The following is a 13,039-nucleotide window of genomic DNA, read 5'->3' on the forward strand; positions in this document are numbered from 1 at the left end:
CGGCAGACGTTCATGTGAGTCCATATCCTGCGGCAGTGAAGTAGCTTCTGCATTCTGTTGGAGAGAAGAGATTGCAGATATCGCCAATGGCCTGCCACAGGGCGTCGATGGTTCTGATGGCCTTTGCGCGCAGAAGCGCCTTGAGCTTGGCGAAGGCCATTTCGATCGGGTTGAGATCGGGGCTGTAGGGCGGCAGGAAGAGCAGCCATGCGCCTCTGGCCCGGATGGCTGCCTCGGCGGCCGGACTCTTGTGGGCAGCGAGATTGTCGAGGATGACCACATCGCCCTTTGCCAGCGTCGGAGCGAGCTGCGTTTCGACGTAGGTGTCGAAGATGCGACGGTTCATCGGCGTGTCGACGACGAAAGGGGCGGTGAGCCCATGGCAGCACAGCCCGGCGATGAAGGTCTGCGTCTTCCAATGTCCGAACGGTGCCTTTGAGCGCAGCCGTTGGCCCTTCAGGCAGCGACCGCGCAGGCGCGTCAAGTGACGAACAATCCGCAATTCACCGTCTAAAGTTTGAATTGTTGTAGCGTCCAGATGTAGCCCTTGGGCGGGTGGTCCTGATCAATGAACTGCGTCTTCACCTTCGTGTCCTTTCGGCTGCACCGTTTGCACTTGAACCTGATGGCCTCCAGCGGCTTGTTCCAGCCTACCACCTTGGCCACGTCGTTGGCTCGGAAGCGCCCGACGTGGTAACAGTGGCCGCACTCCACGATGAGCAGCATGTTGGCCTTTGCAGCCCGCCCAACGCTGTCCATCGGACTTTCCATGGGTCATTTCCGAGTATAGTAATCCTCTGGGAGCGGGAGGAGCCCAAGGCTCGGCAAACGGTAGTCAGGCTCCTTCTCCGCGACAGTGGCCAGCACCTCGTGCAGTTTGTCTACAAGCCCGCGAAGCTGCCAAAACAATGAACCGCTTGCATTCAGGTGCGTCTGCGCCGAAAGCACCGTCTGTCGAAGCCTCAATGCGTCGCGGATGACGGCCTCTGCGTCTCTCGCAGACAGTTTGTCAAACCGGCTTTTTCGTCTGCCCATCGCCGCTTTCCTCGATCCGTGCAATCGCCCCACCTACTGACAAATAGGAAGTCATTCCTCGCAGAGTCAATTCTCCCTTGACATTTTTGTTCCGTTTTTGTTCACTGATGGCAGGTAACGTTGGGAGTGATCGCCATGGACCCCATTGTGATGCTGGACAGCCGCCAAGAGGCCGACCTTCAAGCAATCGCCGATAAGTTCATTGCCCAGCACAGGGGCGATCCAGTGAAGGCGCTCAAGGAGATGATCGTCCTAAACGGTCATCTTCAGGAACGCCTTGACGCGCTCACTGCGCCGCGCAGGGCTACGCGCTAGGAGACCGGCATGGGCATTTTGCATCTAGACGCCGAAGCCAAAGCTGAACTCCATTCTGAGGCGGTGAAGCTCATCGCCCGCTACGAGAGCCCCCTTGAGACCGTCAAGGCGCTCATGGTCTACAACTGCGAGCTCGAGACACAAATTCTCGCCCTCGCTCACCGGCATCCCGGCCTTGTGCACGTCAGCTTCGACGACTCGCCGCCCGCCTTGGGGTGATGTCGGGGCGAACAGACCCATGCAGAAGATCATTGCCTTTTTAGAAGCGAACTCGGCGCTGGTGCTGGCGAACCCCGCCGTATTCGCCACGTTTGCCGCTCTCTGCGGTGGGGGCGGGTTTGTGGTTGGCCGCTACTTCCTGACGGAGCGTGTAACGAACCTGGAAAGCCGAATTGCAAGACGTGACGACGAGATTGCAGAGTTAGAGGGCAAGCAGAAAGTGCCGTGGCGGGAACTGCCGATGGTGCCCATTGTTGGTACCGCAGCAATTGCTCCGCCAGAACCAAGGCGGCTCCGCCCGTTAGTCTTGACCGATGATAACGCCGCCTCCCTGGACGGCCGGGCGGCGGTCAACGAAAGATCATGAGCATGTCAGAGAGTATTGTTTCTCAGCATAAGACACCTAAGCTGATCGTCGTTGTTGCTTTCGACCGCGACGAAACCGGGGACCTCCAACCAGTCTATGGCCCAGCGGAGCAGCAAACCGAAGACCGAGCAATAAGGACTGCCAAGGGACTGGTGGGGCACCATGCTGGTGTCATCGCGTGGTCGCGAGATGCGAATCCAGCTTTGGGCGAATACGGCGAGCCGACCACACTCTTTGTTGGCGGCGATGTGCCAGACATGGAGTGAGCTTCCTTCCCACCATGAGCTGCGGCGGCAGTAGCTTTCCCTCCTCTCTGGCGGCCTCAAAGAACGCCCTACGAACCACTTCCGGCTTCACGGAAGTGGGCAATCCGAACTCGGCGAGGCTCATCTTTTATGCATTCGACCTGCTGCACCTCAACAGGCGCGATCTACGACAGCAGCCGCTGGTGAGGCGCAAGGCAGCCCTAGCCTAGTCTAGTAGGACGCAGACTCATTACCGCGTAGCCAGATGCGGATTGCGACGAGTTTGAGGCGGCAGTGTAATTCTCAGCCAGCTTGTCGTAGCGCGTTGCGATGCGACGAAGCGGTTGTAGCAAGTGGTGGGTGGGCCGTATCGCTCGGGCAGGTCTCTCGCCACGTGCGCCGGATCGCAGCACCCAGAAGATGCCGTTGAGCACCCGCCTGTGATCGACGCAGGGCACTCCACGCGGCTTGTTGGGGAGCAGCGGCTCAATTACGCGCCATTCGAAGTCGGTTAAGTCATATCGGCTCATGCCGAGCCTGGAACCAGAATTCGGCGTCATATGAAAGGGCCAATCGAAACGCGACCCAAACCGGACTTCTTAACGGCGCTTCGGACGAGGCATGGGCGACGCTGCATACCAGTTGCCTTTGAGATCGCGCAGCTTCCGGGCATTGACGACATCCGAGCCCATGCAAAAAACCTCCGTCCTGCAAGCTGCCGCAGTAGCCATATCCCACGCAGACAGCCCTCATGAGCCCGTCGAAGTCTGGTCTGTTTGGCATGGGAAACCCGGCAACCGGGTCAAAATTGCGATGCTCCAATCAATCATGCAAATCGCACACGCGTCAATGCTTGTTTCCAACCATCAATTGCCGTTTGCATTTATGAGTTCACGTCCTAGACTAAGACTAGACTTAGACTAAAGTTGTTTCTGTTGCAGCGCCACCCCCAGATACTGCCTCACTTTGACAAGGTCTAAATCCACGACCCTAATTGGCCTGGGCGCCGCCAGCATCCGCAGCACGAAGAGTTCTCCAGCCTCACGGAATTCTTCATAGCGCTCCTGCGCGATCTTGAGACCGGGGTCTCCGGCCACCCGTAGCCCATCCAAGTGGGCCTCCAACCTTTCGATCAGGCGGGCAAGGCGCACTTCGTCCATCTCCGGATTTTCGTCGGGATGGAGCATGTGATGGTCATAGATCATCCAGAGAAACGCCGCCATTTCGGCATGCTGTCGGACGATATCGCGCAGAATTGGCGGCGCCATTAGTTCAAGTTCACCGAGCCACCACGGATACGATTGGCGGCGCTCGCGTGGCTCGTAACGTAGGTACCCCGGATAGTGATATGGCCGTCTTTTTCGAGAATGATCGTGGCCTTGCCGCAACGCAGCTCTACGCGCTCATCGCCCACAATGCGTACTTCTTTGCCATCGCGTATAACTTGCGCCTGGGGCGTGCGGCTAAGTTCCACAATGCGTCCGACGATCAGCGGCCGGCCGACATCGCCACCTTCAAACAACAGCGCAACTTCGGAACCAATCATGTCGGCGCGCATCTCGGCCAAACTTCGCGCTCTCACGGCTGTCTCGCTCTCATTGCCTGGGAATACGACGAGCGGCGCTTCGTCGTCGAAGCCAAGAAAGACTCCGATTATCACACCTTCGATCCGCTTTCGGGTCTTGTTCATCCAGCCGCCCTCAGTTCTGCTTGATCTCCGAACCTTTCATCGTGATGTCGCTTGAAGCCTTCACGTTGATCTTGCCCGAGCCTTTCACGGAAATGTCCTTGCCTTCGATGTTGATGGTCCCGTCCTTTTTCATAGAGATCGCCGCCGATCCGCATTTGATCACGATAGAGTCGCCCGCCTCGATCAACAGATCCTTGCCAATCTTGATGGCACCGTCCTCACCAATCTGAACAAGGCTCCCCTTGGCAATCTTCAGCGAGCGCGAACCGCCGACATCAGTCGCATCGTCCTCGGCAATGTTGGCGTCTCGCCCCTTACCAATCTGCGAAGAATGAGCGCCAGCGATTTTGAAACTCTGGTTGGCACCTATCTGGACGGATTGGTTCGATGCGATCTGCCAGCTGTCGGCGGCACCAATGGCATGGCTCTGCCCCGCCCCCACGGTGACCGACCGCGACGCGCCGATGCTGTTCGTCTGTACCGCGCCGACGCTTCTTGTCTCGGAGGCACCGACCGTATCGACGCGCGCCGCCCCAACCGTGATCGTCTGGACAATCGCTACGGTCTGCGAATGGTTGGCGTCGATGTTTTCCGTAGAGTTCGCGCCGATGTGGATCGTCTCGTTCGATCCGACTGTCAGGGACCGATTCACCCCAACCGTCTCCGTGTCGTTCGACCCGATGTTAGTTGCCTGGTCGACGCCGACCTTGACTGTTTTGTTGTTGCCTACGTCCTCGTCGAGATTGTGCCCGACAGAGTGCTTGGCGTCGTGGTCGATGCGGTCGGACTGATCGTGCTGCACCAACTTGTTGCGGTCGTGCTTAATCAGAAGGTGATGGTCCTTCTGCGCCTGGAAGTTGACCAGTTCGGAGCCTGCCTTGTCCTCGAACATCAGTTCGTTGTAGCCGCCACCACCTTTCGACGAATCGGATTTCCAGCCGGATTGCGTGGCGTTGCCGGGCAGTCCATAAGGCGGCATCTGCGCGGCGTTGTAGACCCTGCCGGTTATGATCGGCAGGTCAGGATCGCCTTCGATGAAGTCGACGATGACCTCCTGGCCGATACGCGGAATCTGGATAAAACCCCAGCCGCTGCCGGCCCAGGTCTGCGAAACCCGCACGAAGCACGAACTGTTCTGGTCCTTCTTGCCCAGCCGGTCCCAATGGAACTGGACCTTCACGCGCGCATATTTGTCGGTGAATATCTCCTCGCCGGACGGACCGACCACAGTCGCCGTCTGAGGGCCGCGCATGATCGGCCGTGTCGTGACCCGTGGCGGACGATAGGGCAATGCCGTGGGTGCCACGCCAAGGATCACCTTGAAGTTCTCGCTCTCGACATCCGCATGGGCTCTGTAGCCGGGGTCGAACAGTCTGTATTCGGCGCTCACCACCAGATACTCTTGGTTCTGGTCCTCGCGCGGAAAGCCGTCCAGTTTGAAAATGCAGCCTGAATACAGGCCGCGCACGGTTCCAACCGCGGCGATGCGCTGGTGCACCGCCTGGATTTCCTCGCGCCGGATTGCCGCCAGGCTGTCGCCGCGGCCTACTTCGAGATGCGCGCCGGGCTGACGGTAATTTTCACCCGCAGCCAGCTTGTGACTGAACGGCTGGGCCGATTTGGCCATCAGGTCGGCGCCCGGCTTTTTGAAATCATAGTCGGTATGGACATAGGCGCCCGGCCGCACCGAACTGCCCGGGATCCATTCCGTGATATATTCGACATCCCGCCGGGAGCCCTGCCCTTCAAAGTGATAAGGCACTTTTTCATAGCCCGGCGCCGGCTTCAGCTTGCTCATCGAATCGGCAAGCACAAGCGTGTGCTTGCCCTCGCCATGCTCGAAGAAATACAGGATGCCCTCGTGCTCGAGGAGTCGCTGCACGAAATCGAGATCGGTCTCGTCATACTGCACGCAGTATTCGCGCGGCGGATAAGAGCCTTGCAGGCGCTTCTCGTATTTTGCGGTGCTGTATTTTGAAAATACTTCTTCGACGATTTCGACGACGCTCATGTTTTGGAAAATGCGGCAGTCGGTCGTAGTTCCGAGAAACCAGAGCCATGGTCTGACGACCGTTTCGTAATAGGCCAGTTGGTCCTCGATCCGGGTAAGTCTAAACTCGGACACCAGGCCGCTGAACCAACGTTTTGGATCGGATTCACCTTCGATCGAGACGGCCCCACCCAGCATCTTCAGCGGATCGATGTCATGGTCGGTACTTACGAACCCAACGGTGTAGCCAAAACAACGGCTTATCTCATCGCGCCCGACAAGGTGCGTGAAGGTCAACAGCTCGGCGCCAATCGGCGTCTCCACAACCGTGGCACGTTCATTCGGCATTGGTCGTGCCCCTCCTGGACCCGGCCGCCAGTGGATTTGAAGGTCCTGCTATACTGTCCTGCTATACTAACGACGGCAGGTTCAGGAACTCAAAGCCAAACAATTCTCACTGGGTTGCTGGTCCGTGTTGAGCGTACCACATGTTGTTGCGCGGGCCAAAGCGGCATGCATAGCTGGGCGAAGCAGCAAGATCGAGGGTTCGCCCGCTGCCTTGCGCCAATGTGATGCGAAATTGGATTAGCCACGTTAAAAACATGGAGTATCGTGCCGACAAGGCCGCCAGCGATCACACAGGCGATTGTGCATGTTAATCAGTCTGCAGATCAGCAATGTCGATGCCCTGCCCGCTGGCGTATCCCCCGGCTACAGATCGCGTGATCGCACCTTCAAAATCGGACGCGAAAATTGCGACTGGATCTTACCCGACCCGGACAAGTTCATTTCCGGCCGGCATTGCCAAATTCGATACGAGGCAGGCGCGTTTTGGCTGCATGACATCTCGCGCAATGGCACTTTCATCAACGGATCGAGCCAACGCATCACCGGTCCACACCGGCTGGCGCACGGCGACAGGCTCCTGGTCGGCCGCTACGTCATCTTTGTATCGATTGACGAGCGCGCCTCGCCGACCCATCCGCAAGGCGACGAAGGTTCGACACAACGACACATGCCTATCGCGGCCGATCGGCCGCTTGACTCTGGAGGCGAGCCCTTCTTGAATTCGGCACAGCGATGGCTTGGGCAACGAGCACCGTCGCCGCCCGCGTCGGTCCCGTCGACGAGAGACGAGGTGCTGCGGGAAATCGCGATTGGAGCGGGTATTTCCCCGGAACTGCTGCAGTCGCGGGACCCGCATGAAGTTGCGGCCGAAATTGGCTCGGTCCTGCGGGTGGTGGTCGAGCAACTGGCCATGCTGCTGAAGGCACGTGCGGCCGCCAAAACGCTGGCCAAGAGCACGCACCGGACAATGATAAGCTCCGCCGACAATAACCCGCTTAAGTTCGTGCCGGGGATCGACGACATCCTCGAAATCATGTTTGCACGGCGCAGATCCGGCTATCTCGATGCAAGGCACAGCGTCGAAGATGCGTTCCGCGATCTCAAGACGCACGAATTTGCGACTTATGCCGCCATGCAAGCTGCGCTGTCGCGACTGCTTGACGACCTGTCGCCGGAAGCGATCGGCAAAAAGCTTGCACCGACATCGTTCACCTCCAAGAAGGCCCAAGCATGGGACGCTTTTGTCGCGACATGGCGGACCATGGAGGAAGCCCATGAAAACGGCATGCTGGATATATTCTTGGCCTATTTCGGCGAGGCGTATGCCAAAGCTGACAAGCACAAATAGACCGGCCCAATAGACTGCGCCGCTCTAGCTGACGAAGAAAAGCGCATCGGCGCACCGCATGATGTTCCAATCGACAACATCTGAGATTACGATCACATACGACCGTTCGCCAGGCGGGTAAGCCTGATTGACCTGGGGGTCTGCGGCAGATGTCATATTGCGGCGACATCGTTTCTTGTAGCAAAGACTGCTGCGGACCAAGGGCTCGCTGGCCGGCCCCTTGCTTGCCCTATCCGGCCAGGAAAGATCTGGCGCCTCTCGAACGCGAGCGCGGACATTGCATCGCGGCGGCACATCGGCAATGAGCTCGAAGGACGATCCTTTCGGCCCGGTCGGCAAGACCGTCATCCGCACCAATCCAGGGCGCGGGCAGAATGCCAAACCAGCCGCAAACGAACCGATTGCCAAGCCGGTCAGGCCCTTGGACGTCAAGGAATCGACAGTTTTCGATCCTGACATAGGTCGTCATATGCCGCCGGACTGGACATCCGGAACCATTTTTTATCAGGGAGCGTCGTCCGGTGCAGCGGCCAAAGCCGGGGCAGCCGAGTCAAGGCCGATCATTCAGCAGGAGGTGCTGCTCGAAGCCGCCGACACGGTCAAATATTCGACGACAAATCCGATCCTCGCGGCGTCAGCACCATTGCTTGTCCTGTTCGGGCATCTCAGGCTTGTGCCGGTTGAAAGACAGGCGGCGCCACTGGCCGAGCATATCGCCGAAGCGATCGAGAGGTTCGACCGGACGCTGGAGAAGTCGGGCGTTGCCGAAGAGGATGCGCGGATCGCGAAGTTCGCCCTTTGCGAAACTGCCGACGATCTTGTTGGCAACCTGCCCTGGACCGGCAAGGACACCTGGGCACAGCACAGTATGTTGTCGCGGTTTTTTCACCTCGAAGCCACGGGCGCCGGCTTTTTCGAAGCGCTAAACAAGGTGCTGGCCAATCCGGAGCCACACTTAGACCTGCTAGAGCTGATGCATGTCTGCCTGTCCCTGGGATTTGAGGGCCAGTATCGGGGCCTGGCGCGCGACGATATCAGTCTCGAACGTGTGCGGCGCGACGTCTACGAGACGCTTCGCTACTTCAGGGCCCGCGCCGGAGAGGACATCTCCCCCCGCTGGCAAAGCATGGCGGCGACGATGGTGCCGTCTTCGACCCGCCTGCCGCTCTGGGGCGTTGCCGCCGCGGCATCAGCCCTGCTGACGGCCGCGTTCTTCACGTTGCGGGCGTTCGTGACCGATGAAGGCGATGCTGCAGCCAGACAGTTGCTGGCGCTCAATCCCTCGACACCCGTGACGATCGAGCGCACCAGTGTGGTACCCCCACTTGCCGAACCGGCGACAGTTGCCTCGCCTGCCGTAACCGAGCAGATCGACCGCATCCGCTCGGCACTGTCCACGCAAGTCGAGCGCGGCGGGATGACCATCGGCACAAAAGGCGACTTCATCGTAGTGGAGATCAACAATCAATTGTTGTTTCAGCCGGGCAAGACCGAAGTGAAGCCTGAGTCTCAGTCACTGGCCGAACAGATTGCCGCAGCCCTTGAGCACGAGCCGGGGCCAATCAGGATCGTTGGCCACACGGACAACGTGAAGCCACGGAAATCGAGCGCGTTCAAATCCAACTTTGACCTTTCGGTCGCCCGCGCGAAGGCTGTTGGAACAATGATCGCCACGAAACTTAGCGATCCCGCGCGAGTGACCGCCGATGGCAAGGGCGCAGATGAGCCAATTGCCGACAATGCGACGTCCGAGGGCCGGGCCAAGAACCGCCGTGTCGACGTGATGATCCCCAAGGAGGAAACGCTGTGAAGACCGCCGGTGGGAAACGCCAATGATGCGTTGGCTGCCGCGGATATTCAGCACGGCCGCGTTGGCCGGTTTCGCGGCAGCGATCTGGTTTGCTGGACCTTTGATCCGCTTCGCCGATATCCGGCCGCTGGGACCTGTTTGGTTGCGCGCGACAATCATCGGCACGATCGTAGCGACCGCGGCCCTCGTTTACGGAGTGCGCGTCTGGCAGGTGAGAAAGGCGCAAAAAGCGCTCGAGATCGGCATTGCTCGCGGCGACGGGGGCAATGACGATTCACCGGTGCTCGAGGCGCGCATGAGTGAGGCCATCGGAACACTCAAACGCTCGAGCGGCAAGCGCAATTTCCTCTACGATATTCCATGGTACATCGTCATTGGCCCGCCGGGCGCAGGCAAGACGACGGCACTGGTCAATTCGGGTCTGAATTTTCCGCTTGCCGGTTCAGGAGACGCCCAGCCGGTGGCCGGTGTTGGCGGCACCCGCTCCTGCGATTGGTGGTTCACTGAAGGGGCTGTGCTGATCGACACGGCAGGACGTTACACCACGCAGGATTCCAGTGCTGGAAGCGACAGCAAGAGCTGGCTTGCGTTTTTGTCATTGCTCAAGAAATTCCGCACAAGGCAACCGATCAACGGGGTCATCCTGGCCATCAGCCTTGCCGACCTCATCAGCCTCGATGACCAGCAGCTAGATGCCCAAGTCGTTGAAATACGCAGTCGCCTGAGGGAGATCCACCAGACGCTTAAAATCCAGTTTCCGGTGTACCTGCTGTTCACCAAGGCCGATCTTGTTTCCGGCTTCATGGAATACTTCAGCAGTTTCGAGGAGCCGCGCAGGCGCAAGGTCTGGGGCGCGACATTCCAGACCACAGACCGCAACAAGAACATGACCGGTGAGGCTCCGGCCGAATTCGATGCGCTGGCGAACCGCTTGGCGGACGAGATGGCTGACCGCCTGCAGGAAGAGCTTGATCCGGTCTCGCGCATATCGATCTTTGGCTTTCCGGCCCAGTTTTACGCGCTCAAGGGGCGAATTGCCAATTTCGTGACCAGCCTGTTCGATCCGGTGCGCGGCCAGGTGAACGTCAGTTTGCGTGGGATCTACTTCTCGTCGGGGACGCAGGAGGGAACGCCCATCGATCAGGTCTTGGGCGCAATCGGCCGCAGTTTCGGCAACAATTCCCGCCCCCACCTGTCCGGGACCGGCAAGAGCTTCTTTTTGCACGATCTCCTGACCGATGTCATTTTCGCTGAATCCGGATGGGTTTCCTATGACCGAGCGACCGAGAGGCGGGCAGCGGCCCTCAGATATGGCGGCTTTGGCATCATAGCCTTGATCACTGCAGCGGCCCTTGGCGCGCTCGGGATGAGCTTCATGGCCAACCGCTCGCTGATCGCCTCTACGACGCAGGCGACGAGCCAATATCGCGAGACAGCGGACGCCCTGCTCAAAAGCACGACGGTCGCGGATGTCGACCTTGAAAACGTCATCGGGCCACTCGACCAGCTGCGCAACATGCCGGCCGGTTTCGAAAGCAGTGACTTACCGATCCCGATCGACGAAACGTTCGGCCTGGGCCAGCGGGAAAGGCTTAGTTCTGCATCGACAACGGCCTATCGGCAAGCACTGGAACGAATGTTGCGGTCGCGTCTGCTTGTTCAGGCTGAGCGGACGGTCCAGGCGACGATGGCTGAGCCCGCCACGCTTTACGAACCGCTCAAGATCTACCTGATGCTCGGCGGCAAGGCACCCAAGGTCGATGACGCACTGATCATCTCTTGGATGAAGCAGGATTGGGAAAAGAACCGGTATCCAGGCGAGAGCAACCGGGAAGGACGCGCGCAGCTCGAAAAGCACCTACGCGCCATGCTCGCGTTGGACGATGCCTATGATCCAGTTTTCGAACTCAACCAGCCGCTTGTGGAAGCCGCCCAGCGCTCGCTCGGGCGCATGAGCCTTGCGGATCGCGCGTCAGCATTGATCAAGTCGGCGGTGTATGCGGCTGCGCTGGACGATTTTGCCGTCTCCCAAAAAGCTGGACCGGAAGCGCAGCTTGTGTTCGAGCGCGTCGATGGCGGCGATCTGTCGAAGCTTCGTATACCCGGTCTCTACACCCAAGCCGGATTCAACAACTTTTTTCTCGGACAGCTTTCGCGCATTGCCCAGACACTCGTCGACGACCAGTGGGTTCTGGGCGGTGGCGGCGAGCAAGGCGACATCGATCAGGCGTTGCTCAAACTCGGCCCCGAACTTCTCGATCGCTACGGCAGGGAGTTCGCAGCCGCGTGGAACAGCGTACTCGATGGATTGAAATTCAAGGCCATGCTGAACGACAAGCCGCACTATGTCGCGCTTTCCGCCGTAGCCTCACCAAGCTCGCCGATCGAACAGCTTTTTACCGCGATGGCCGAGGAAACAACCCTGGCGCGCGACTCTGTCTCCGGCGCCGACTCGGGCACTGGGATGCAGGTCGGCACCGTCCTGCGCCAGGCCCAGGACGCCGCAGACATGGCCAAGGGCCTGGCTCGCATCGGCATCCAAATTGGCTCCGCAAAATCGCAAAGCCGTGCCGGTACGGGGTCCGAGAAATTTCATAGCCAGAACCCTGGGGCAAACATCGAAGCGCAGTTCAGGTCCTTCCAGGCTCTGGTAAGCGGTCCTTTTGGACACCGACCGATCGATGCGCTGACCCAGAATTTTCGCGACATCCACCAGAGCCTGCGACTGGCAACCGAGGTCCCTTCGCAGACGGAACGCGTCAACTCCAACCTGCAGCTGCAGATAGCCACCCTTCGCGCCAATGCATCGCGTCTGCCCAAGCAACTCGGCAGAATGGTCAACACAACTGCAGACGAATTTGAGGGCAACGCGGCTGAAATTTCGTTGACGAATCTGAATGAGATGCTCGACCAGGCCGTCACGCAGCCCTGCGAGAAGGCGGTCAACGGCCGCTACCCCTTCGCCGGCGATGGTACCGAGGATATTGCGATGGCGGACTTCGCCAAATTGTTCTCTCCGGGCGGCCTGATGGACCGGTTCTTCGCACAAAACCTTGCTTCCTTGATCGACATGAGCGGCCAGGACTGGAGCTGGAAACAGGATGCACGCTTTGGGCGCGACCTGTCGAAGTCGACTCTGAAAAACTTTCAGCTGGCTGCGGAAATCCGCGGCGCATTTTTCCCGTCGGGCGGGTCAATGCCGTCAGTCAACCTGACCTTTACCCCGTTCTCGCTAAATGGAGATGCAAATGCTGCGGTGCTCGACGTCGATGGCCAGATCGTCCAGAGCAACCAGGCGGCTAACACGCCAAGCACTGTGTCCTGGCCGACCGGTGCGGCCTCGACATCCGCCAGTCTGAGGCTGACGCCGGAAATGCCGGGCCGCGAATCCGTTATCAGCTTCGAAGGGCCGTGGTCGCTGAAGCGGTTGCTGGACAAGGCGACGATTACCAGCAAAGACGGCACTGTTGAGGCGCGCTTCGTAATCGGCGGACGCGACGTCAGCTATACGATCCAGACCGGCTCCGGACCCAGCCCCTTCTTCCTTCCCGCACTTTCTGCTTTCAGCTGTCCGAAGGCGTTTTGAGAAGGATTTGACCTCGCCGAAGGCAAGTAAGATCGCGAAACCAAGCTAGGGTGAGGATCGATATTTTGAATATACCGACGCTCCTG

11 protein-coding genes and 2 pseudogenes are annotated in these 13,039 nt (G+C 59.1%); 7 read left to right on the forward strand and 6 right to left on the reverse strand.

Going from position 1 to position 13,039, the window contains the following annotated elements:
* Nucleotides 1-10: 10 nt before the first annotated feature.
* Nucleotides 11-484: pseudogene (locus tag NKH17_RS23380) on the reverse strand (IS630 family transposase); the annotation flags it as partial.
* A gap of 26 nt (nucleotides 485-510) precedes the next feature.
* Nucleotides 511-771 carry a hypothetical protein gene (locus tag NKH17_RS23385; RefSeq protein WP_352902544.1) on the reverse strand — a complete coding sequence of 87 codons (261 nt, stop codon included), beginning with the start codon at nucleotides 769-771 and terminating at the stop codon, nucleotides 511-513.
* A gap of 399 nt (nucleotides 772-1,170) precedes the next feature.
* On the opposite strand from NKH17_RS23385, the gene NKH17_RS23390 reads away from it, so the two are divergent.
* The 4 genes from NKH17_RS23390 to NKH17_RS23405 are packed head-to-tail and all read left to right on the forward strand — an operon-like array spanning nucleotide 1,171 to nucleotide 2,202.
* Nucleotides 1,171-1,350 (forward strand): hypothetical protein, encoded by a 180-nt coding sequence (locus tag NKH17_RS23390; RefSeq protein ID WP_352902543.1) that lies wholly within the window; start codon nucleotides 1,171-1,173, stop codon nucleotides 1,348-1,350.
* A 9-nt stretch (nucleotides 1,351-1,359) separates the two neighbouring features.
* Complete coding sequence (locus NKH17_RS23395) at nucleotides 1,360-1,569, forward strand: hypothetical protein (RefSeq protein WP_352850552.1); 210 nt, start codon at nucleotides 1,360-1,362, stop codon at nucleotides 1,567-1,569.
* A gap of 19 nt (nucleotides 1,570-1,588) precedes the next feature.
* Nucleotides 1,589-1,936 carry a hypothetical protein gene (locus NKH17_RS23400; protein WP_352902541.1) on the forward strand — a complete coding sequence of 116 codons (348 nt, stop codon included), beginning with the start codon at nucleotides 1,589-1,591 and terminating at the stop codon, nucleotides 1,934-1,936.
* Between the two features lie 2 nt (nucleotides 1,937-1,938).
* Nucleotides 1,939-2,202 (forward strand): hypothetical protein, encoded by a 264-nt coding sequence (locus tag NKH17_RS23405; RefSeq protein ID WP_352902549.1) that lies wholly within the window; start codon nucleotides 1,939-1,941, stop codon nucleotides 2,200-2,202.
* A 298-nt stretch (nucleotides 2,203-2,500) separates the two neighbouring features.
* Here the strand turns inward: NKH17_RS23405 and NKH17_RS23410 are convergent.
* The 4 genes and pseudogenes from NKH17_RS23410 to NKH17_RS23425 form a co-directional block, all read right to left on the reverse strand.
* Nucleotides 2,501-2,711: pseudogene (locus NKH17_RS23410) on the reverse strand (transposase); the annotation flags it as partial.
* 390 nt (nucleotides 2,712-3,101) lie between these two features.
* On the reverse strand, nucleotides 3,102-3,449 hold the full coding sequence (locus NKH17_RS23415; protein ID WP_352902539.1) for a hypothetical protein: 348 nt from the start codon (nucleotides 3,447-3,449) through the stop codon (nucleotides 3,102-3,104).
* On the reverse strand, nucleotides 3,449-3,871 hold the full coding sequence (locus tag NKH17_RS23420) for a DUF6484 domain-containing protein (protein ID WP_352902115.1): 423 nt from the start codon (nucleotides 3,869-3,871) through the stop codon (nucleotides 3,449-3,451). The genes NKH17_RS23415 and NKH17_RS23420 overlap by 1 nt, the downstream gene beginning before the upstream one ends.
* Nucleotides 3,872-3,881: 10 nt before the next feature.
* The gene (locus NKH17_RS23425; protein ID WP_352902536.1) at nucleotides 3,882-6,209 is read right to left on the reverse strand and encodes a type VI secretion system Vgr family protein; all 2,328 of its coding nucleotides are present in this window, start codon (nucleotides 6,207-6,209) and stop codon (nucleotides 3,882-3,884) included.
* A 304-nt stretch (nucleotides 6,210-6,513) separates the two neighbouring features.
* Between NKH17_RS23425 and tagH the strand changes: the two genes are divergently transcribed.
* The 3 genes from tagH (at nucleotide 6,514) to tssM (ending at nucleotide 12,953) form a co-directional block, all read left to right on the forward strand.
* Nucleotides 6,514-7,557 carry a type VI secretion system-associated FHA domain protein TagH gene (tagH, locus tag NKH17_RS23430; protein WP_352902533.1) on the forward strand — a complete coding sequence of 348 codons (1,044 nt, stop codon included), beginning with the start codon at nucleotides 6,514-6,516 and terminating at the stop codon, nucleotides 7,555-7,557.
* Between the two features lie 421 nt (nucleotides 7,558-7,978).
* Nucleotides 7,979-9,367: a type VI secretion system protein TssL, long form gene (gene tssL / locus NKH17_RS23435; RefSeq protein WP_352902531.1), complete on the forward strand. Its 1,389-nt coding sequence runs from the start codon at nucleotides 7,979-7,981 to the stop codon at nucleotides 9,365-9,367.
* A gap of 22 nt (nucleotides 9,368-9,389) precedes the next feature.
* The gene (tssM, locus tag NKH17_RS23440) at nucleotides 9,390-12,953 is read left to right on the forward strand and encodes a type VI secretion system membrane subunit TssM (protein ID WP_352902529.1); all 3,564 of its coding nucleotides are present in this window, start codon (nucleotides 9,390-9,392) and stop codon (nucleotides 12,951-12,953) included.
* Nucleotides 12,954-13,039 lie beyond the last annotated feature (86 nt).

The sequence above is a fragment of the Mesorhizobium sp. M1334 genome (assembly GCF_040317995.1).
GTDB lineage: Bacteria > Pseudomonadota > Alphaproteobacteria > Rhizobiales > Rhizobiaceae > Mesorhizobium.